Genomic DNA, 19,333 nt, shown 5'->3' with positions numbered 1-19,333 from the left:
GGTTCGCGTCCGGTTCATGCGGCCTGCTCCGCCCGCGTCGGCAAAAGCCGTGGTGGCCACGAGCCGTGCGCACACGTGGCACGGACGTCGGTCCGGTGGCGGCGACGCTACAGCAACTCGGTTTCGACCAGGTCGACGGCGTTGTCGGCCGCGCCGACGGAGGCGAGGTACGCCGCTCCGGTCGCCGCCTTCGCCACCGCGGCGGGTCTGCCGCGCAGGACCGACGGGCCGACCTGCGCGACGGAGCCGTCACCGACGCTCACCAGCCAGCCCGGGACGTCGAACCGGAACTGGTCAAGCCGCGGGGCGAACCCGTCCGCGTCGCCGCCGTCCGCTCCGAGCGCGTGCTCGACGAGTCGCCCGACGTTCTCCGCCGCCGTCTTCGCTTCCCGCGTCGCCGCGGCGGCGCTCGCCGGGACGCGCTCGCCGTCCGCGTCGACGACCGTCGCGGCGTCGCCGAGCGCCAGCGTCGACTCGGTGAGCCGGAGGTCGCCGCGGACCGTCGGCCGCTCCCGGTCGACCGCGGCGTCGCCCTCGATGCCGCCGGTCCACACCAGTTCGTCGTAGCGGAGCGTGCCGGCGTCGGTTTCGAGCGCGTCCGCCCGCGCCCGCTCGATTGTCGTGCCGGTCTCCACGTCGACGCCGCGGTCTGTGAGTTCCTCGCGGACGGCGTCGCTGAACCGCGCCGGGAACGACGGCGCGACCTCCTCGCGCTGTTCGACGAGAACGACCTCCGGCCGGTCGGCGGCGTCGACGCCCTCTTCGCGGACGAGCGCCGCAATCTCGCCGGCGGCCTGAATCCCCGAGAGGCCGGCGCCGCCCACCACGACCCGGCCGCCCGTCTCGCACAGCACGCCGACGCCCTCCCGGATCGAGGCGGCGTCCGCCAGCGACTTCAGCGGCGTCGCGTGCTCGCGGAGGCCGTCGATGCCGTAAAACGCCGTCTCGGAGCCCAGACACAGCGCCCCGACGTCCCACGAAGCCGTGTCGCCGCCGGCCAGCGCCGCTTCTCCGGCTTCGGGGTCGACGTCGACGACGCGGTCGTTGACGAACGACGCGCGGCTCAGCACGTCCGCGATAGGGACGCTGATGACGTCGGCTGCGCCGGGCCGCCTGATGACGCGGTGGAGTTCGTGGACGAGGACGTGGTCGGCGCCGTCGTTCACGAGCGTGATGTCGGCCGCGGCCGGCAGCCGTGATTCGAGCAGGCGAGTCAGCGTCAGCCCGGCGTAGCCCGCGCCGAGAACGACGACGTCCATGAAACGGGGTTCGGCGAGGAGCGGAAAAGGCGTGTCGGCGACGTGCACGCGAACGTTCAAACCGGAAGCCGCGGCCAACGCCGCTATGCTGTGACGCCGGCCTCGCGGCGTCTGCGGGTGCGCGGCGACGCGCCGCGAGGGACGGACGCGCCGCCTGTCAGCCCTAGAACAGCGACTCCGACTCGCCGAGCACCTGCGCCGGCCCGCCGACCTCCCAGATGTCGGTGTCGACGCCGACCGCTGAGATGCGCTCCTCCACGTCGTCGGCGTGCGCGGCGGGCGTGTTGACGTAGACCGAGGCGCCCGTGTCGGTCGAGAAGTACACCGGGACGCCCTCCTCGCGGAGTTCGCGGACCGCGTTGAACACGGCGATGGTTTCGGGCTGCCAGTACACCCAGCCTGCCGGCCCGGTCATCGTCGTCGCCGTCAGCGACAGCGAGTCCTGCTCGGCGAGCCCGAACACGCCGTCGAAGTCGCCGGCGCGGAGCTCGTCGCGCATCGTCTGGAGCTGCTCGTGGACGTGCGCCAGCCGCGCCTGGAACATGTGGCTCGCCTCGGCTTCCTTGTGCGCCTGCTCGGTCTCCTTGTACGACGGCACCAGCGCCGTGACGACGCGGAGGTCCTCCTCCGGGTCGAAGCCGTCGTCGCCGACGCCGACGTCGAGCCGCTCCGACCGGCAGTCCTCGTCGTTCATCCCGGCGTACAGATACGAGTACGCACCGGTGACGGCGCGCGCCGCCGACGACGAGCCGCGGCGCGCGACCGTCGAGATTTCGGGCCGCGTCATGTCGAGCCCCGCGGCTTCGACGAGCGCGGTCGCGAGCGCGGCGAACCCCGACGAGGACGACCCGAAGCCGACGTTCGACGGGAACGAGTTCTCGGACTCGACGCGCACCGCGTGGTCGATGTCGGCGACGTCGCGGACGTGGTCGACGACGTGCCGGACGCGTTCGGCGCCGCGGCCGGAGACGTCCTCGCCGCCGATGCGGTACACGTCGTCGTCGGCGCCGCCGTCCGGCTGCCACTCCACGGTCGTCGTCGTCTTCGACGGCGCCGTACAGAGGCTGATCGAGTCGTGATACGGGAGCCGCAGGTCCGGGTCGCGCATCCCGTGGTACTTCACGAGGCCCTGAATCGGGTGCGCTTTCGCGGTCGCCTTCATACCCGCCGAACGGGCGGGGCGGTGGTTAGTCGTTCCGGATGCCGCCGTCGCCGCTACTCGTAGCTGTAAAAGCCCTGCCCGGTCTTCTTCCCGAGGTCGCCGGCGTCGACCTTCCGCTTGAGCAGGTACGCCGGCTTGTACCGGTCGCCGAGCTCCTCGTGGAGCGTCTCGGAGGCGTCGAGACAGACGTCGAGGCCGATGTGGTCAGCGAGTTCGAGCGGCCCCATCGGGACGTTCGTCCCGAGCTTCAGCCCCCTGTCGAGGTCGGTCTTCGAGGCGACGCCCTCGTCGAACGCCCGGATGCCTTCGTTTATCCACGGCATCAGGACGCGGTTCGTGACGAACCCGGGTTTGTCGTCGCTCTCCCACGTCTCCTTGCCGAGCGCCTCGGCGAAGCCGTGGGCGAAGTCGGCGACGTCGCCGTCGGTCTTCTCCCCGACGACGACCTCGACGCCTTTCATCACCGGCACCGGGTTCATGAAGTGGAGGCCGACCACGAGCGGCGCGCGGTCCGTCGCGGCCGCGATGGTCGTGATGGACAGCGTCGACGTGTTCGTCGCCAGCACGACGTCGTCGTCGGTCACGTCCGCCAGGTCGGCGAAGACGTCGCGTTTCACGTCCATGTCCTCGACCGCGGCCTCGACGACGAGGTCCGCGTCCGCGAGGTCAGCGAGGGCGGTCGTCCCCGTGATGCGGTCGCGGACGGCCGCCGGGTCGTCGTCGAGTTCGCCCTTCTCGTCGAGCCGCGACAGCGACGACTCGATGGCGTCGAAGCCGCTGTCGACGTACTCCTGTTCGATGTCGCGCATCACCACGTCGTAGCCCGCGGCCGCGGCGACCTGCGCGATGCCGTTCCCCATGGTGCCCGCGCCGACGACGCCGACCGTCTCGATGGCTGAAAGTCCACGCATACCCGCCGATGCCGCCGCGTGAACCGTAAGCGTAGCGGGACGCCGTCAGCGCGGCCGACCCGCCTCTATACTGTTTAGTCTGTTACTTCTCTCACCGAAAATTTCCTCGTTCGGCGCGAGAATACCCAGCGGGCGCGGACTGTCAGACGAATTATTCGGCGCTGATAGCGGGCACAGAAACGTTAAGGAGGCGTACGCCAATCGTTCGGCGAGAGGTGCACCCCGTGTCCGAGGAGGAGCCATCACCCACTGACCTCAAACACGTCGGCCCCGCGACGGCGGCCATCATCGAGGACGCCTCGTTCACCGCCGCCGATGTCGACGCCAAGACCGTCTCGTTCAGGATGCTGCTCGACGCCGGCGTCAACCCCGGGGTCGCCGCACGCATCCGCCGGGAGCACTCGCTGTCGTGGTCGTTCGAGTCCGAGGACAGCGAGGACCTGAAGCGGCGGTCGTCGCAGGTCCGCGGCTTGGGCGACGACGAGCGCGCCTGGGTCGCCGCCTCCTCGGGCGACTGGGAAGACACCGCGGCCGAGAGCGACGACGACGGCGAGGCCGCCTGGGTCGCTGCATCGACCGACGGGGAGGTCACTCCCGAAGCCGACGGGTCCGGCGACCCGGTCGCCGCGGAGTCGGCGTGGCAGCAGCGCTCCCGGCCGACGCCGGTGACGGCGCTCGACGGCGTCGACGAGGACACCCGCGACGACCTCGCCGAGGCCGGCATCACGTCCGTCCGGTCGCTGTCCACGGCCGACCCCGACGAGGTCGCGGACGCGCTCGACCGCGACCACGACCGCGTGGCCGCTCTCCGCGACGAGGCCGACGACTACCTCGGCTGAGACGCGACCGCGCCGGCGACGTACGGCCCGTCTGGGTCCCGGATTCGTCGGGAACTCTCTTGATTCTGAACTGTCCGCTCGTTCTCGAATCCGTCGTCGTCGGCGCCGCTGTGAGTGACTATTCGGTTTTGAGTTAATTTCGTGTCGGCATCCACCACACAATTTATGTGAGGCGGGCGCCGAGCGGCGAACACGATGCTCCCCGACGCGGCCGACGCCATCACGCGGGACGGCAAGGCGCTCATCCTCGCGTACGACCACGGCCTCGAACACGGCCCGGTCGACTTCGAACCGAACCCGGCGACCGCCGACCCCGAAGCGGTGTTCGACCTCGCGACGCACGACGCCGTCACCGCACTCGCGGTGCAGAAAGGCGTCGCCGAGGCGTACTACCCCGCCTACGAGGACGACGTGACGCTGCTCGCGAAGCTGAACGGCACCTCGAACCTCTGGATGGGCGAACCGGACTCCGCGGTCAACTGGTCCGTCGACCACGCCGCCGAACTCGGCGCCGACGCCGTCGGCTTCACGATGTACGGCGGCTCGAACAACGAAATCGAGATGGCCGAGGAGTTCCGCGACGCCCAGGAGGCCGCCCGCGACAACGATATGGGCGTCGTGATGTGGTCGTACCCGCGCGGACAGGGGCTGAAAAACGACACCAGCGCCGACACCATCGCGTACGCGGCGCGGCTCGGCCTCGAACTCGGCGCCGACGTCGCGAAGGTGAAGTACCCCGGCTCCGGCGACGCGATGCAGCACGCCGCGGACATGGCGGGCCCGACCAGGGTCGTGATGTCCGGCGGGTCGAAGACCGACGACCGGTCGTTCCTCGAAACCGTCGAAACCGCGGTTCGGAACGGCGCCGACGGGCTCGCGGTCGGCCGGAACGTGTTCCAGCGCGACGACCCGGTCGGCATCCTCGACGCGCTGGAGGCGGTCATCTTCGACGGCGAAACCGCGGAGGAAGCCGTCGCACACACCTCCCAGCGCGCCGTCGCGGATGACTGAGCGGGCGCCCGTCGACGTCGTCGGCGACGTCCTCGACGCCGTCGCCGCCGCCGCCCCCGAAATCCGCGACGGGCTCCCGGGGCGGCGCCGCCACATCGACGACACGAACCCGTCCGGCGAGACGGTTCTCGCGGCCGACGACTTCGCCGACGACCTGCTGGAGCGGCGACTCACCGCCGTCGACGGCGTCGGCGCGTACGCCAGCGAGGAGCGCGAGTCCGTCGTCGACGCCGGCGACGGCGTCTCGGTGACCTGCGACCCGCTCGACGGCTCGTCGAACCTGAAGTCGAACAACCCGATGGGGACCGTCGTCGGCGTCTACGACGCCGCCCTCCCGGCGTCCGGCCGCGACCTCGTCGGCGCCGCGTACGTCCTGTTCGGCCCGGTGACGACGATGGGCGCCGCCGTCGACGGCGAGGCGACGGAGTACCTCGTCGACGACGGCGTCCGCGACTCGCTCGGCGCGCTGACCATCCCGGACGACCCGACCGTGTACGGCTTCGGCGGCCGCGTCCCGGAGTGGCCGGGCGACTTCGCCGCGTACGCCGACGCCGTCGAATCCGAACTGAAACTCCGGTACGGCGGCGCCATGGTCGCGGACGTCGCGCAGGTGTTGACGTACGGCGGCGTGTTCGCCTACCCGGCGCTCCGATCGGCCCCCAACGGAAAGCTCCGACTGCTGTTCGAAGGCGCCCCGATGGGCTACATCGTCGAGGCCGCCGGCGGCCGGTCGTCGGACGGCACGCGGTCGCTGCTCGACGTCGACGCCGACGACCTCCACCAGCGCGTCCCGGTCCACCTCGGGAACGCCGACCTCGTCGACCGGCTGGAGTCACGGCTGGACTGACGCCGGACTGTTCGGCCGGAATCGACAGACCCACCGTTCCCGAGCCGCGACACCGGGTAATGAGAGACCGCTACAAGGCGCTGATGCTGCGCTGTTTCAAGGACGGCATGGACATCGTCGACGAGTACAACCAGTGGTGTGAGGAGGCGTTCGACGACGCGTCCCCGGTGCCGCCGCAGGCGGTGCCGAAGGTGGCGATGATGCTGTACCAGAGCCGAATCATGGACGGCTGGGGCGGCGACGGCGGCTTCGACATCCCGGAGTTCGACGACAAGATGTTCGACTAGCCAGGCCGAAGCGGCGAGGCGTCGCCGCGAGCGACGCGGACCCGCGGTTTCAGTCGTCTCCGGCGGCCACGTCGGCGTCGACGGTGCCGACGCGTCGCTCGAAGAAGTCGTCGAGCAGTTCGAGGCTCCTGAGCTTGTCGTCGATGTCGGAGGAGCCGTGCCCCTCCTCGCCGAGTTCCTCGTACTCGTAGTCGTCGCCCGCCTCGTAGCCCGCGTCGTCGAGGGCGTCTCGGAAGATGCGCGCCTGCGAGACCGGCACCCGGCGGTCGTTGACGCCGTGGACGACGAGGAGCGGTGCCGCGAGGTTGTCGACGTGCGTCACCGGCGACCGCTCCTCGTACAGCGCCTCGTTCTCGTCGGGTTCGCCGAGGTACTTCACCATCAGTTCCGAGCGGAAGTGCGGCATGGTGTTTTCGGCCATGTCGAACAGGTCCGAGACGCCGACCCACGCGACGCCGGCGTCGTACAGGTCCGGGAACTGCACGAGCTGCCAGTAGGCGGAGTAGCCGCCGTAGGAGCCGCCGTAGACCACGACTGCGTCGTCGTCGAGCCAGTCGTACTCGGCGAGGACGTGCTCGGCCGCGGCGGCGACGTCGCCCTGCTCGGCGCCGCCCCAGTCGTCGTACAGCTCCTCGACGAACTCGCGGCCGCGGCCGGTGGAGCCGCGGTAGTTCACCTGCAGCACGGAGAAGCCGCGCGACAGCAGGAACTGCGTCCGGTAGCCGAACGACAGCGTGTCGCGGTGACGCGGGCCGCCGTGAGGGTTGACGACCAGCGGCGACGGCCGCTCGCCGGAGTCGTAGAAGATGGCGCCGATTTCCAGTTCGTCGTACGGGTCGTGGTCCACGGCGCGCTGCGGCGTCTCCGGCACGCCGTCCGACTCGACGGTGAAGTACTCCGCGTCGGCGAAGTCGTCGGGCGAGAACGGGCCGTACTCGGCGTCCAGCACCGTCTCGTACTCGTCGGCGTCGAGGTCGTACGCGAGCAGTTCGGGCCGTCGCGTCGGCGTCGTGTGCTGAATCAGGACGCGGCCGTCCGCCAGCGGCGTGTCGTCGGCCAGCGACGCGACGCCGCCGGGCAGGTCGAGTTCGCGCCCCTCGCCGGAGTCGACGTCGTAGACGACGGGGACGGCCTCGGCGTCGCGCGAGCGCGTCGCGAGGAATCGGTCGCCGCCGGGGAGGAAGAACGCGGGCGTCTCCTCGAACTCGCCGCGGCCGAACCACGTCACCTCGTCGGCGTCGAAGTCGTAGACGCCGCAGCGGCCCTTGTCTGGGGTGTTGTCGGAGACGAGCAGCGCGTCGCCGTCGGGGTGCCAGTCGGCCGGCGCCGCCTCCGCGCCGGTCTCGCCGATTTCGAGGTTCCGCGGATTCTCTCCCTCGACGTCGTCGCCGGCCGCCGGCCCGCTCTCCGTGGCGCTCCGCGCCACGCTGGCGACGAACACGTCCGCGTTGTCGTAGTCGTCCGCGGCGTTCGTCATGAACGCGAACCGGGTGCAGTCGGGCGACAGCTCCGCGGTCCAGACGGCGCGGTCGGAGTCGGTCAGCTTCGTCGTCTCGCCCGACGGGAGGTCGTGGCGGTAGACGTTCATCTGGCCGTCGGCGTTCGAGCCGACCAGCAGCGTCTCGCCGTCGTCGCCGACCGACTGGAGCGTGACCTGCCCGTCCATCTCGACGACCGGTTCGGCGTCGCCGTCGCGGTCGATGACGTACAGGTCGTTCTGCTCGTTGCCGGCCTCGTCGCGGTGGAAGAAGACGCGGTCGCCGTCGGCGTCCCACGAGAAGCCGTGGCGTGCGTCCTTGGGTACCTGGCCGTCGGACCACTGCTCCAGCGCACCGGTGTCGGGGTCGAGCAGGTACAGCTGGTTGCGGCCGTCGATGTCGTAGTACAGCGCGACCTCGTCGCCGTCCGGAGTCGGCGCGGGGTGGGCCATCGTCGGCAGCTCTGCGAGGGCTCGGAGGGTGTCGTCTGCGGTGTCGGTCACACCGGACGGTTCCGCCGCGGAAACTTATGTGTACTCAGAACGGATTTTCTGATAGCGATCTGAACTGTCCGGCGGGGCCGCGGCTCGGGCCCGGGGCCGACTCGGCATGGAAACACCTTTCCGCAATTCTTGCGCAGCAACGATTATGAAGGTCCACGTGGGCGCCGACGCCACGGCGGAGGAGGCGGGCGCCATCGCGGAGGCGCTCGCCGAACACTTCGGAGTCGACATCGAGGTGTACGCCGGAGCGGAAGCCGGCGACGGCGACCCCGCCGCGTCGGCGTCGCCGCCGGAGCCGGAGTACCCGCTCGACGACGACCTCGGGCCGACCGACCGCGAAGCGTCGCTCCGGGAGGAAATCCGGGACATCCTGGAGGGCGGCCCGGAGAAGTACAGACAGCGGCTCCCCGACCAGGGGAAGCTGTTCGTCCGCGACCGCCTCGACCTGTGGTTCGGCGAGGACGGCGACGGCGGCCCCGGCGACGCCGACCGCGAGGGCGCCGCCGCCGGCGTGAAATTCGAGGACGGGAAGTTCGCGAACTTCGACTCGTGGCACCCGAACAGCCCGGACGTCGACGAGTACGACGAATCCGACCGGGTGCCCGCGGACGGCCTCATCACCGGCGCGGCGGAGTTCGAAGGCCGCGACCTCCACTTCATGGCGAACGACTTCACGGTGAAAGCCGGGTCGATGGCGGGCCGCGGCGTCGAGAAGTTCCTGCGGATGCAACAGCGCGCGCTGAAGAACGGGAAGCCGGTGCTGTACCTGATGGACTCCTCGGGCGGCCGCATCGACCAGCAGACCGGGTTCTTCGCGAACCGCGAAGGCATCGGGAAGTACTACTACAACCACTCGATGCTGTCGGGCCGCGTCCCGCAGATCTGCGTGCTGTACGGCCCCTGCATCGCCGGCGCCGCCTACACGCCGGTGTTCGCGGACTTCACCGTGATGGTCGAGGGGATGTCAGCGATGGCCATCGCGTCGCCGCGGATGGTGAAGATGGTGACCGGCGAGGAGATCGACATGCAGGAGCTCGGCGGCCCGGACGTCCACGCGAAGTACAGCGGCAGCGCCGACCTCGTCGCCGAGGACGAACAGCACGCCCGCGACCTCGTCGCGGAGCTCGTCACGTACCTGCCCGACAAGGCCGGCGAGAAGCCGCCGAAGAGCGACCCGAAGCCGCCGACGTACAGCCCCGACGGCATCGACGAACTGATTCCGGAGGCGCCGAACCGGCCGTACGACGTCCACGACCTCATCGAGCGCGTCGCCGACGCCGAGTCGGTGTTCGAACTGAAATCGGCGTACGGCCCCGAAATCGTGACGGCGTTCGCCCGCATCGACGGCCGGCCGGTCGGCGTCGTCGCGAACCAGCCGACCGAGCGCTCGGGCGCCATCTTCCCGGACGCCGCCGAGAAGGCCGCCGAGTTCATCTGGACCTGCGACGCCTACGAAATCCCGCTGCTGTACCTGTGTGACACGCCCGGATTCATGGCGGGGTCGCAGGTGGAGAAGGACGCCATCCTCGAGAAGGGGAAGAAGTTCATCTACGCGACGTCGTCCGCGACGGTGCCGAAACAGACCGTCGTCGTCCGGAAGGCGTACGGCGCCGGCATCTACGCGATGGGCGGCCCGGCCTACGAGCCCGAATCCGTCATCGGGCTGCCGTCCGGCGAAATCGGAATCATGGGGCCGGAGGCCGCCATCAACGCCGTCTACGCGAACAAGCTGAACGACATCGACGACGAGGAGGAGCGCGCCGCGAAGGAGGCGGAACTCCGCGAGGAGTACCGCCGCGACATCGACGTCCACCGGATGGCGAGCGAGGTCGTCATCGACGAAATCGTGCCGCCGTCGTCGCTCCGCGACGAACTGGTCGCCCGGTTCGACTTCTACGCCGACATCGAGAAGGACGTCCCCGACAAGAAACACGGCACGGTTCTGTAGTGGAAGCCGGGACTTCGTGGGAATGACCCGTTCTTTCTGCCGTGTTTCTCGGTGCTTTGTGCGGTGAATACTTCCGGCTCATCAACGCATCCCGATACCCCCTCTCTCCCGGACCCTACGCGTCGTTCCCGGCGGTATCGTTTTGTTTCACTGAACAAATCTGTGTACGATGCCGGAGGAACCGAGCCGCGCCGACGAGTGGGCCGAGTCGATACAGAACACCTACCAGAATCGTGCGACCGCAAGCACCGGGGACGCATTACAGGACGTCGCGGATGCGGTCGGGGATGTCGTGACTCCGGTTCAGCGACCCGAATGGGGGCCGGAACTCGGCGGGGAGCGGCCTCCCGAACTCTCCGCGGAGTTCGCGATTCGGGTTGGGGCAGAGGCGACACCGTCGACCGAGTTCGACGTCGAGTCGGTCCGGACCGCCGCGAACGAGCTCTTCGAGACGCTTCAGTTGCTGGCGACTGGCGTCGACGCGATTTCAGCGGCTGGCGACGCCGCCGCAGCCGACGCCGGCTCCGCGCTCTTCGACGGCATCAGGCTGCTCCAGCTCGACGTCGACCGGTTCGAGCAGACGGTGGTCGATTCGCTTCCGGAGCGACTCGCGACGGCGGCGAAGTCGACGGTCGACCGCATCAAAGACAAAGTGAAGCGCGCGGTCGGATCGCTGTGGAACACGCTCTTCGCGCACACGACGCTGGACAACTGGCAGGTCAGCGGCGGAATCGGGACCACGCTCCCAGGATTTACCGGAAACGTCACGCTCGCTCTGACGTTCGACTGAGCCGTCCGTTCGTCACTGCTCCAGCGCGCGCCGCAGCGCCGCGGTTTCCTCCAGCACGGCGCGCCACTGCGACGCCGTCCCGGGGAGGTCGTCGTCGCCGCCGATGCGGCGGTCGATGCGGGTCCGGACGTCCCGCGGGTCGTCGACGCGGCGGAACGCGAACGACCCGCCGGCGGTCTGGAGGTCGACGGTCCCGTAGCCGAACAGCGACCCGGTGAGCGACTGGCTGTACGCGCTGTTCTGCACGGTCGCGAGTCGGGCCCGGGCCACCGACCGGCCGACGACCCCGGTTTTCACGTACGCCGCGCGGTCGGTGACCACGTACCGGGTGTTGGCGAGCGACAGCAGCGCCCCCGCCGGGACCGCGACGCCGACCAGCGCGAGCAGCAGGCCGCCGACGATGAACGCCGCGTCCGGCTGACCAGCGACCGCCGCCGCGACGCCGCCGGCGACGAAGAGCGCGCCGACGACGCCCGCCGGAATCGCGGCGGAGAGCCGCGGCCGCCCGGTCCACAGCACCGACTCGTCGTCCGCCAGCGACACGGCGTCGGGAACCGCGGCGTCGTCGCTCATTCTTCGTCCGCCGTCGCGTCCGTCGTCGTTGCGTCGGTCTGCGCCGCGTCCGTCGTCGTTGCGTCGGTCTGCGCCGCGTCCGTCGTCGTTGCGTCGGTCTGCGCCGCGTCCGCCGTCGTTGCGTCGGTCTGCGCCGCGTCCGCCGTCGTTGCGTCGGTCGGCTCCGCGGCGGCGCCGGCGCCGTCACCGGCGTCAGTCTCGCCCGAGTCGCGGGCTTCGACGGCGCTGCGAATCGCGCGCAGTTCGCCGAGGATGTCGTCGAGGACGTCGGCTTTGCCGCCGCGGTCGGCATCGCCGCCGGTCGCCCGGATGCGTTCGTTGACGCGCTCTTGGACCGCTTTCGGGTCGGCGACGTTGTCGAAGCTGAGTTCGACGCCGCTGCCGCCCGCGGTCGAAATCTCGACGGTGCCGTAGCCGAACTGCGTCCCGAAGAAGTCCTGCGTGTAGGAGGTGTCTTGCACCTTCTCGAAGCCGACGCGCTTCACGTCGCGGGAGAACACGCCGCGCTTCTTGTACAGCGCGTCGGTCGTGATGACGTACTCCGTGTTCTCGCGGCGCAGGTACGCCGACGCGATGACGAACAGGCCGACGAGAATCAGCGACAGCGGGACGCCGACGACGAGCGCCGGCACCAGACTCGACGGGTGCGGCGTCCCGGTCCAGACGACCGCCTCGTCGGGGTCGAGCGTCAGCCAGTCGAACTCGTCGGGCAGCGACTCCCCGCCGGAGTCGGCGGCGCCTGCGGCGTCGGAGGGCGGAACCATACCGGGTGTCACGCAGCCGATGACTTAAAATAGTCCCTGTGGGCCGCGGGCGCAGCCGCCTCACTCGGTGTGTTCGCGTTTCAGGCTCAGGACGGTCCGGTCGAACTCGCAGACCAGCGTGTCGGCTTCCTCGTCGTCGCCGGCGACGGTGAACGCTTCGACGTGCATCGTGACGACGCCGCGTTCGCCGTCGCTGGTCTCGCGCTTGTCGGTGACCGTGGACTGCGCGTAGACGGTGTCGCCGTGGAACACCGGATTCGGGTGTTCGACGTCGTCGTAGCCGAGGTTCGCGACGATGGTGCCGTCGGTCGTGTCCGGGACCGAGAGCCCGGTGGCGAGCGCCATCGTGTAGAGGCCGTTGACGACCCGGTCGCCGAACTGCGTGTCGGCGGCGAAGTCCGCGTCGAGATGCAGCGGCTGCTGGTTCATCGTCATGTCGCAGAACGCCTGGTTGTCGCGTTCGCTGACGGTGCGGCGCTTGTCGTGCCGGATGGTCTCGCCGACCGTGAACTCCTCGTAGTATTTGCCGGCCATGGAGCCGACGTCGACCCGGCGAACCAAAACCGTGCGGGACTCCGCCGAGCGGACTGTACGGGCTTCCGCCGAGCGGACTGTGCGGGCCTCCGCCGGACCGGGCATCGGGGGTCGTCGCGGCCGCGGTGAGCCGGTGGGATTGAAACGCCGCCGCGCCGAACGGCGACCATGGTCAGACGCAGCGTCCTGTTCTCGCCGGGCGACCAGCCCGACATGATGCGGAAGGCGGACGGCGCCGGCGCCGACACCGTCGTCTTCGACCTGGAGGACGCCGTGGCGCCGTCGCGGAAGGCCGCGGCGCGCGAGGCGGTCCGCGGCGTGCTCGACGACCCCGAGTTCGACCCCGACGCCGAGGTGTGCGTCCGCGTCTCCGGGACGGAGACGTACCGCGACCTGGAGGCCATCGCCGACGACGTCGACGGCGCGCCCGGGTTCGACGCCGTGGCGCTCCCGAAAGCGGAGTCGGCGGCGGCGGTCCGACAGCTCCGCGACCAGCTCCGCGAGCGCGACTGCGTCGTCCCCGTGCTCGCGCTCGTGGAGACGGCGCGCGGCGTCCTGAACGCCGAGGAAATCGCGGACGCCGAGCCGACCGACGCGCTCGTGTTCGGCGCCGAGGACTACGCGGCGGACGTCGGCGCGACCCGGACCGACGACGGAACCGAGGTGCTGTACGCCCGCGAGTCGGTCGTGGCGACCGCGGCCGCCGCCGGCGTCGACGCCGTCGACACCGTCTACACCGACTTCGCGGACACCGACGGGCTCGCCTCGGAGACGCGGTTCGCGGCGGGGCTCGGCTACGACGGGAAACTGGCGATTCACCCGGCGCAGGTCCCCGTCATCAACGACGCGTTCACGCCGGACGACGACGACGTCGAGTGGGCCCGCGCCGTCCTCGACGCCCGCGAGGCCGCCGACGCGGCCGAGCGCGGCGTCTTCGAGGTGGACGGCGAGATGATCGACGCGCCGCTGCTCGCGCAGGCCGAGCGCATCCGCGAGCGCGCCCGCGCCGCCGGCATCGACGTCTGAGCAGCGGCGGCGGAACCACGTCGACCGCGGCCGAACTGAGTCGTCGTCTGCGGCGGGAACCGGTCCGCCTGCGGCCGAATCGGCGGCTCGCCACCCATCATAAATGCGCCTCGTTCACATACCCTTACTCGCGTCGCCTGCGCCTGACTACAAGTGTCTATTAGGTGTGGCCCATGGTATAAACTCGACACGCTTACAAGCGGTCACTTCGGCAGCGTACGTATGGCTGAGCAAGAGGCGAACCCCTTCGAGAGTCTGCAAGAGCAGATCGAGGACGCGGCGGCGTATCTCGACGTCGAGGGCGACATCATCGAGCGGCTCAAACACCCCGAGCGGGTGCTGGAGCTGAACCTCTCGGTCGACCTCGACGACGACACCATCGGCCGGTTCAAGGCGTTCCGGTCGCAGTTCAACGGCGACCGCGGACCGTACAAGGGCGGCATCCGCTTCCACCCCGGCGTCACCCGCGACGAGGTGAAAGCGCTCTCCGGCTGGATGGTGTACAAGTGCGCCGTCGTCGACATCCCGTACGGCGGCGGGAAGGGCGGCATCGTCATCGACCCCTCCGAGTACAGCGCCGCGGAACTGGAGCGCGTCACGCGGTCGTTCGCGGAGGAGCTCCGCCCGCTCATCGGCGAGGACAGCGACATCCCGGCGCCCGACGTCAACACGGGCCAGCGGGAGATGAACTGGATCAAAGACACCTACGAGACGCTGGAGAACACCACCGAACCCGGCGTGGTCACCGGGAAGTCGCTGGAGGCCGGCGGCTCCGAGGGCCGCGTCGAAGCCACCGGTCGCTCCACGATGTTCACCGCCCGCGAGGCGTTCGACTACCTCGACCGCGACATCGAGGGCGCCACCGTCGCCGTCCAGGGGTACGGGAACGCCGGCCACGTCGCCGCGTTCCTCATCGAGGACCTCGGCGCGAACGTCGTCGCCGTCTCCGACTCCTCGGGCGCGGTCTACCGCGAAGGCGGCCTCGACACGCGCGCCGTCAAACAGCACAAAATCGACACCGGCTCCGTCACCGGCTACCCCGACGCCGACGAGGAGTTCACGAACGAGGACCTGCTGACGCTCGACGTCGACCTGCTCGTCCCGGCCGCGCTCGAAAACGCCATCGACGGCGACCTCGCACACGACGTCGAAGCCGACGTCGTCGTTGAGGCCGCGAACGGCCCGCTGACGCCGGACGCCGACGACGTCCTCACCGACAAGGACGTCTACGTGTTCCCGGACATCCTCGCGAACGCCGGCGGCGTCACCGTCTCGTACTTCGAGTGGGTGCAGAACCGCCAGCGGTTCTACTGGACCGAACAGAAGGTGAACGAGGAGCTGGAGCGGCACATCGTCTCCGCGTTCGACGACCTCACGGAGGCGTACGAGTCGCTCGACCTCCCGAACTTCCGCACCGCCGCCTACGTCGTCGCCGTCCAGCGCGTCGTCGACTCGTTCACCGACAACGGCAACTGGCCCTGACTGGCTGGCAGACCCTCCACCCCGACCGGCGTTCGGTCGTCACCGACCCGATTCGGGTTCCGCCGCTTCGTTTTCTCCGGCGACCGCCGTTCAGCCGCGGTACCGGTCGACGAGCGCGAGTCCGCCGGCGGCGACGAGCAGCACGACGCCGACGCCGGCCGCGTACACGCCGTAGACGAAGCCGGTGAAGCCGGCGCCGAGGTCGTCGACGTGCGCGACCGCGTGGAGGCTGTACAGCGTCCCGTCGACGCTGACCAGCGCCGGCAGCCGGTCGGCGAACGCCGCGTCGACGCGGGGCCGGTACCCCCAGTCGTCCGTGCTGTTGTCGACGATTCGGTCGACGGTCCGCTGTTCGGCGGCCGACAGCGACCCGTAGTCGACGGCGCGGCGCCGCGCGGTCACGTTCGCCACCCGCGCCGCCGTGACCCGCTCTGCGGTGACGACGCTGCCGTTCTCCCGGACGCGGAACCGGACGTACGTCTCCCCGCCGTGGTACTCGCCGGTTAGGAAGGTGTAGTTCCGCGCGACGGCGCGGAGGTCGGCCCGCACCGCCGGGTCGTCGGCGGCGGCGTTCCCGTCGCTGATGGCGGCGTGGAGCGTCCGCCGGGTGCGGTTCGGCGCGCGGTACTCGCCCGCGGAGTACCGCCGGGACACCTGGTGGACGGAGAGCACGACGCGGTGGCTGTGGTACCGCAACACGGTTTCGCGGCCGTCGGCGGTGCCGAGGTCTACCGGCTCGGCGCCGTACACGCTCGGCGTCTTCGGCGGCGGGCTGAGGGCGGTGCCGGCGGCGGAGAGGTACAGCGGCGCCGGCACCAACAGCAGGCCGACGACAGCGAGCGCGACGGCGACGCGGCGGAGACGCACGTCCGGAGACCGCGCCGCGGCCGGTAAGTGTCTTGTCGCGGCGACGCCGCGCCCGACGCCCCGGGCCGGCGCGACGTGTCGCGGCCGCGACGGGTGTCTGCCGCGGCTTCAAGCCGCCGGCGCCCGTGTCGCCGGCCGTGCGAATGGAACTGGAGCGGTGGCTCGCTGCGCTCGTCGCGTTCGCGCTCGCCGGGGTCCCGTTCGCGTGGGCCAGCGTGCTGCTCCCCGCGTGGGCCGACGGACTCGGCTACGCCGTCGTCACGCTCTGCGTCGCCGCCGCGGTCGCGTACCACGTCGCCTACCGCGGACCGCTCGACCGCTGGGACGCCGTCGACGTCCGAGAGTGAGCGTTCCGCCTCGTCGACGCCGAAAAAGTGGTTCGGTGAGCCGCCGAACTACGCCTCGTCGAACAGGGTTTCGCCGTCGACCATGTGTGCTTCGACGGCGTCCATGTCGAGCGTCAGGCCGAGGCCGGGCTCCTCCGGAATCTGGATGTAGCCGTCCTCGATGACGTCCTCTTCGACCAGGTCCTCCCACCAGCCGAGTTCGTAGCTGTGGTACTCGACGGCGAGGCTGTTCGGGATGGCGGCGCCGACGTGGGCGGACGCCATCGTCGCGACGGGGCTGGAGACGTTGTGCATCGCGACCGGGACGTAGTACTGGTTGGCAACGTCGGCGATCTTCCGGGTCTCGCGCATCCCGCCGACCTTCGGCAGGTCCGGCGCCACGATGTCGACCGCCTGGTTCTCGATGAGGCGGCGCTCCTCGGTGACGCGGTACCGGTTCTCGCCGACCGTAATCGGCGTCGTCGTCGACTTCGTGACCTCCTCTTGCACCTCGAGGTTCTCCGGCGGAACCGGGTCTTCGAGCCACCACACGTCGTACTCTTCTAGTTCCGCGGCGAGCCGCTTGGCGGAGCCGCCGGAGAACGTCCAGTGGCAGTCGAAGGCGACGTCGGCGCGGTCCTTCACGCGCTCGGTGACCTGCTCGACGATTTCGGCCTTGTGCCGAATCTCGCCTGGGCGGAGGTGGCGGTTCGCGCGGTCCTTCTCGTGGCCGGAGGGCACGTCGAGGTCGAACTTCAGCGCGTCGTAGCCGAGTTCCTCGACGACCCGTTCGGCCTCGTCGGCGCACGCCTCGGGGTCCGCCTCCTCTTCGGTGTGGCAGTCGCAGTACACCCGGACGGCGTCGCGGTACTTCCCGCCGAGCAGCTGGTAGGCGGGCAGCTCCAGAATCTTGCCGGCGAGGTCGTGCAGCGCAATTTCGACGCCGGCGATGGCGGTGACGGTGACCCCTTCGACGGAGCCTTCACCGGACATCTTCTGGATGAGGTGTTCGTACAGCCGGTCGATGTCGAGCGGGTTCTCGCCGACGAGGAACGGCGTCATGCGCTCGATGAGCTCCGGGACGCCGGCGCCCCAGTAGGCTTCGCCGGTGCCGACGACGCCCGCGTCGGTGTACACGCGGACCAGCGTCCACGGGAAGTTCCCGTCGACCATCGTACACTGCACGTCCGTGATTTCGACGTCGCGGCCGCCGCCGCGTTTCGCCCGCACGCCCATCGTGTCCGCGGAGAGCTCCCGCATCGTGTACTCCGCGTTCGGGTCGTGGAGCGACTCGTAGTTCCGACTCATACGCAGGCGTTCACTCGCAAAGTTGTAAATCTTGTGAGGCAGCGTCGGTGACGCCGGAGCGGGACGGTTTGGCCGGTCGGCTACGCGGCGTCGTCGCCGGACGACCCGACGACCTCTTCGCCGGACGGCGCCTCGTCGGCCGCTCCGGTGTCGGCGCCGAGGTCGACGAGGCAGTTCAGCGCGTAGACGGTGCGGAGCAGTTCGGCTGCGTCGCCCGGCGAGAACACCAGGCCGTCGGTGTCGCGGACGTGTTCGAGCACCGACTCCGAGGAGTGGCTCGGCGCCGCCGAGATGCCGGCGTCGGCCGACGCGACCCACTCCATCACCTCCAGGTCGGATTTGCTGTCGCCCATCACGCAGACGAACGGGTCGTCGACGTCGAGCGTGTCGAGCGCGGACCGGACCCCGGCGGCCTTGTCCAGTTCGCGCGCCGCGAGCTCCGCGGCGTCGGCGCGGTACAGCGCGACGTTCAGCCGCTCGAACAGCGCCACCGCCTCCGGCTCCGTCTCCGCCGGGACGTCGGCGCCGGCGCGGCGCAGCGACGCCTCGATTTCGGGGTCGGCGTCCGCGAAGAACGCCCGCGCCGCCGCCGGGCCGTCGTCGACGTCGACGCGGTCGGCGACCGCCTCGCCGACCAGTTCGAGCAGGTGCGCCATCGCGTCGTCGATGACCTCGTCGGCCGCGTCGCTCCCGGTCTCGTAGTTCGGTTTCAGCGTGACGTTGAACTCGTTCCCCTGGAGGTGGCAGCCGCGTCGGACGTCGTCGGGCGCCGAGCGCAACACGCCGTCGCGGACGTCGTCGACGACGCCGCGGACGTCGTCGTCGAGGTCGTCGTACAGCAGCCGCTTCGTCTCCTCGCCGCGCCCCGGCGTGAACACGCCCGCGCCGGCCTCGTAGACGACGGAGACGGCGCCGGAGTACACCAGTTCGTTCCCGAGCCCCTGCACCAGGAACCCCTTGACGTTCTCCAGGGTCTGCCCGGTGCAGATGACGAGCGGGACGCCGCGCTCGGCGAGTTCGGTGAGCAGGTGCAGCACGGACCGCGGAATCTCGTTGTCCGTGTCGCCGGCGCTCCGCAGCGTCTCGTCGACGTCGAGCACGAGCGCGTTCACCGCGCGGCCGTACTTCCCGCGGAGGTCGAGCGCCGTGAACGCCGCGTCGCGGTCGGCGACCGCGGCGACCTCGGCGAGCGTCTCCCCGTCGTCGAACGCCGCCTCGACCGCGGCGCGCCGCTCGGCGAGGTCGGCGTTCGCCTCGTCCCACCGGTCGAGCGCGACGCGGGAGTCCAGCGGCGGGAACAGGTCGACGAACTCCCTGTACCCCCGGAGCGTCTCCGTGTCGTACTCCGCGTACAGCTCGTACAGCCGGTCGTACAGTTCCACAGGCGTCGTTCGGCAGCCCGGAGAATAAAACCACCC

The 19,333-nt window shown here is 70.2% G+C and carries 19 protein-coding genes; 9 read left to right on the top strand and 10 right to left on the bottom strand.

Annotated elements, in window-relative coordinates:
* Positions 1–107: 107 nt before the first annotated feature.
* The 3 genes from ACQUS7_RS12275 to ACQUS7_RS12265 form a co-directional block, all read right to left on the bottom strand.
* Positions 108–1,259, bottom strand: coding sequence for an NAD(P)/FAD-dependent oxidoreductase (locus ACQUS7_RS12275; protein WP_435147372.1), 1,152 nt, complete (start codon positions 1,257–1,259; stop codon positions 108–110).
* 163 nt (positions 1,260–1,422) lie between these two features.
* Positions 1,423–2,421: a phosphomevalonate decarboxylase MvaD gene (mvaD, locus tag ACQUS7_RS12270; protein ID WP_435147370.1), complete on the bottom strand. Its 999-nt coding sequence runs from the start codon at positions 2,419–2,421 to the stop codon at positions 1,423–1,425.
* Between the two features lie 53 nt (positions 2,422–2,474).
* Complete coding sequence (locus ACQUS7_RS12265) at positions 2,475–3,332, bottom strand: 3-hydroxyacyl-CoA dehydrogenase family protein (RefSeq protein ID WP_435125043.1); 858 nt, start codon at positions 3,330–3,332, stop codon at positions 2,475–2,477.
* A 215-nt stretch (positions 3,333–3,547) separates the two neighbouring features.
* On the opposite strand from ACQUS7_RS12265, the gene ACQUS7_RS12260 reads away from it, so the two are divergent.
* The 4 genes from ACQUS7_RS12260 (at position 3,548) to ACQUS7_RS12245 (ending at position 6,316) form a co-directional block, all read left to right on the top strand.
* Positions 3,548–4,171, top strand: coding sequence for a DUF7409 domain-containing protein (locus ACQUS7_RS12260; RefSeq protein ID WP_435147368.1), 624 nt, complete (start codon positions 3,548–3,550; stop codon positions 4,169–4,171).
* Positions 4,172–4,366: 195 nt separating this feature from the next.
* On the top strand, positions 4,367–5,182 hold the full coding sequence (locus ACQUS7_RS12255; protein WP_435147366.1) for a class I fructose-bisphosphate aldolase: 816 nt from the start codon (positions 4,367–4,369) through the stop codon (positions 5,180–5,182).
* Positions 5,175–6,029: a class 1 fructose-bisphosphatase gene (locus ACQUS7_RS12250; RefSeq protein ID WP_435147364.1), complete on the top strand. Its 855-nt coding sequence runs from the start codon at positions 5,175–5,177 to the stop codon at positions 6,027–6,029. The genes ACQUS7_RS12255 and ACQUS7_RS12250 overlap by 8 nt, the downstream gene beginning before the upstream one ends.
* A 59-nt stretch (positions 6,030–6,088) precedes the next feature.
* Positions 6,089–6,316, top strand: coding sequence for a hypothetical protein (locus tag ACQUS7_RS12245; protein ID WP_435125053.1), 228 nt, complete (start codon positions 6,089–6,091; stop codon positions 6,314–6,316).
* A 49-nt stretch (positions 6,317–6,365) separates the two neighbouring features.
* Here ACQUS7_RS12245 and ACQUS7_RS12240 read toward each other — a convergent pair whose 3' ends face one another.
* On the bottom strand, positions 6,366–8,297 hold the full coding sequence (locus ACQUS7_RS12240; RefSeq protein ID WP_435147362.1) for a S9 family peptidase: 1,932 nt from the start codon (positions 8,295–8,297) through the stop codon (positions 6,366–6,368).
* Positions 8,298–8,442: 145 nt separating this feature from the next.
* Here ACQUS7_RS12240 and ACQUS7_RS12235 point away from each other — a divergent pair, with 145 nt between their 5' ends.
* Together ACQUS7_RS12235 and ACQUS7_RS12230 are read left to right on the top strand one after the other, a co-directional pair.
* Positions 8,443–10,245, top strand: coding sequence for an acyl-CoA carboxylase subunit beta (locus tag ACQUS7_RS12235; protein WP_435147360.1), 1,803 nt, complete (start codon positions 8,443–8,445; stop codon positions 10,243–10,245).
* Positions 10,246–10,414: 169 nt separating this feature from the next.
* The gene (locus ACQUS7_RS12230; protein ID WP_435147358.1) at positions 10,415–11,035 is read left to right on the top strand and encodes a hypothetical protein; all 621 of its coding nucleotides are present in this window, start codon (positions 10,415–10,417) and stop codon (positions 11,033–11,035) included.
* A 12-nt stretch (positions 11,036–11,047) separates the two neighbouring features.
* Here the strand turns inward: ACQUS7_RS12230 and ACQUS7_RS12225 are convergent, their stop codons facing one another.
* The 3 genes from ACQUS7_RS12225 to ACQUS7_RS12215 are packed head-to-tail and all read right to left on the bottom strand — an operon-like array spanning position 11,048 to position 13,011.
* Positions 11,048–11,608 carry a PH domain-containing protein gene (locus ACQUS7_RS12225; protein ID WP_435147356.1) on the bottom strand — a complete coding sequence of 187 codons (561 nt, stop codon included), beginning with the start codon at positions 11,606–11,608 and terminating at the stop codon, positions 11,048–11,050.
* Positions 11,605–12,372, bottom strand: a complete 768-nt coding sequence (locus tag ACQUS7_RS12220) for a PH domain-containing protein (RefSeq protein WP_435147354.1) — start codon at positions 12,370–12,372, stop codon at positions 11,605–11,607. The genes ACQUS7_RS12225 and ACQUS7_RS12220 overlap by 4 nt, the downstream gene beginning before the upstream one ends.
* Positions 12,373–12,432: 60 nt before the next feature.
* Positions 12,433–13,011: a MaoC family dehydratase gene (locus ACQUS7_RS12215; protein WP_435147352.1), complete on the bottom strand. Its 579-nt coding sequence runs from the start codon at positions 13,009–13,011 to the stop codon at positions 12,433–12,435.
* Between the two features lie 63 nt (positions 13,012–13,074).
* Between ACQUS7_RS12215 and ACQUS7_RS12210 the strand changes: the two genes are divergently transcribed.
* Both ACQUS7_RS12210 and ACQUS7_RS12205 read left to right on the top strand, forming a co-directional pair.
* A complete protein-coding gene (locus ACQUS7_RS12210; protein WP_435147350.1) occupies positions 13,075–13,932 on the top strand; it encodes an HpcH/HpaI aldolase/citrate lyase family protein in 858 nt (285 codons plus the stop codon).
* A gap of 222 nt (positions 13,933–14,154) precedes the next feature.
* Positions 14,155–15,414: a Glu/Leu/Phe/Val family dehydrogenase gene (locus tag ACQUS7_RS12205; RefSeq protein ID WP_435125076.1), complete on the top strand. Its 1,260-nt coding sequence runs from the start codon at positions 14,155–14,157 to the stop codon at positions 15,412–15,414.
* A gap of 90 nt (positions 15,415–15,504) precedes the next feature.
* Here the strand turns inward: ACQUS7_RS12205 and ACQUS7_RS12200 are convergent, their stop codons facing one another.
* A complete protein-coding gene (locus ACQUS7_RS12200) occupies positions 15,505–16,281 on the bottom strand; it encodes a hypothetical protein (RefSeq protein ID WP_435147349.1) in 777 nt (258 codons plus the stop codon).
* Between the two features lie 137 nt (positions 16,282–16,418).
* Between ACQUS7_RS12200 and ACQUS7_RS12195 the strand changes: the two genes are divergently transcribed.
* The gene (locus ACQUS7_RS12195; RefSeq protein ID WP_435147348.1) at positions 16,419–16,628 is read left to right on the top strand and encodes a hypothetical protein; all 210 of its coding nucleotides are present in this window, start codon (positions 16,419–16,421) and stop codon (positions 16,626–16,628) included.
* Between the two features lie 48 nt (positions 16,629–16,676).
* Here ACQUS7_RS12195 and ACQUS7_RS12190 read toward each other — a convergent pair whose 3' ends face one another.
* Both ACQUS7_RS12190 and ACQUS7_RS12185 read right to left on the bottom strand, forming a co-directional pair.
* On the bottom strand, positions 16,677–17,915 hold the full coding sequence (locus ACQUS7_RS12190) for a mandelate racemase/muconate lactonizing enzyme family protein (protein ID WP_435125083.1): 1,239 nt from the start codon (positions 17,913–17,915) through the stop codon (positions 16,677–16,679).
* An 80-nt stretch (positions 17,916–17,995) separates the two neighbouring features.
* Entirely contained in the window at positions 17,996–19,297 is a 1,302-nt protein-coding gene (locus ACQUS7_RS12185) for an HAD family hydrolase (protein WP_435147346.1), read from the bottom strand.
* Between the last annotated feature and the right edge of the window lie 36 nt (positions 19,298–19,333).

The organism is Halobaculum sp. P14, from assembly GCF_051195155.1.
Lineage (GTDB): Archaea > Halobacteriota > Halobacteria > Halobacteriales > Haloferacaceae > JBNTKA01.
Note: the sequence above shows the minus strand (reverse complement) of the source record. Positions and strands in the feature narration are given on the sequence as shown.

Coding starts and splice junctions, on each gene's coding strand:
- ACQUS7_RS12275 (WP_435147372.1), bottom strand. CDS start 1,259: ATGGACGTCGTCGTTCTCGGCGCGGGCTACGCCGGGCTGACGCTGACT.
- mvaD (WP_435147370.1), bottom strand. CDS start 2,421: ATGAAGGCGACCGCGAAAGCGCACCCGATTCAGGGCCTCGTGAAGTAC.
- ACQUS7_RS12265 (WP_435125043.1), bottom strand. CDS start 3,332: ATGCGTGGACTTTCAGCCATCGAGACGGTCGGCGTCGTCGGCGCGGGC.
- ACQUS7_RS12255 (WP_435147366.1), top strand. CDS start 4,367: ATGCTCCCCGACGCGGCCGACGCCATCACGCGGGACGGCAAGGCGCTC.
- ACQUS7_RS12250 (WP_435147364.1), top strand. CDS start 5,175: ATGACTGAGCGGGCGCCCGTCGACGTCGTCGGCGACGTCCTCGACGCC.
- ACQUS7_RS12245 (WP_435125053.1), top strand. CDS start 6,089: ATGAGAGACCGCTACAAGGCGCTGATGCTGCGCTGTTTCAAGGACGGC.
- ACQUS7_RS12235 (WP_435147360.1), top strand. CDS start 8,443: ATGAAGGTCCACGTGGGCGCCGACGCCACGGCGGAGGAGGCGGGCGCC.
- ACQUS7_RS12230 (WP_435147358.1), top strand. CDS start 10,415: ATGCCGGAGGAACCGAGCCGCGCCGACGAGTGGGCCGAGTCGATACAG.
- ACQUS7_RS12225 (WP_435147356.1), bottom strand. CDS start 11,608: ATGAGCGACGACGCCGCGGTTCCCGACGCCGTGTCGCTGGCGGACGAC.
- ACQUS7_RS12220 (WP_435147354.1), bottom strand. CDS start 12,372: ATGGTTCCGCCCTCCGACGCCGCAGGCGCCGCCGACTCCGGCGGGGAG.
- ACQUS7_RS12215 (WP_435147352.1), bottom strand. CDS start 13,011: ATGCCCGGTCCGGCGGAGGCCCGCACAGTCCGCTCGGCGGAAGCCCGT.
- ACQUS7_RS12210 (WP_435147350.1), top strand. CDS start 13,075: ATGGTCAGACGCAGCGTCCTGTTCTCGCCGGGCGACCAGCCCGACATG.
- ACQUS7_RS12205 (WP_435125076.1), top strand. CDS start 14,155: ATGGCTGAGCAAGAGGCGAACCCCTTCGAGAGTCTGCAAGAGCAGATC.
- ACQUS7_RS12190 (WP_435125083.1), bottom strand. CDS start 17,915: ATGAGTCGGAACTACGAGTCGCTCCACGACCCGAACGCGGAGTACACG.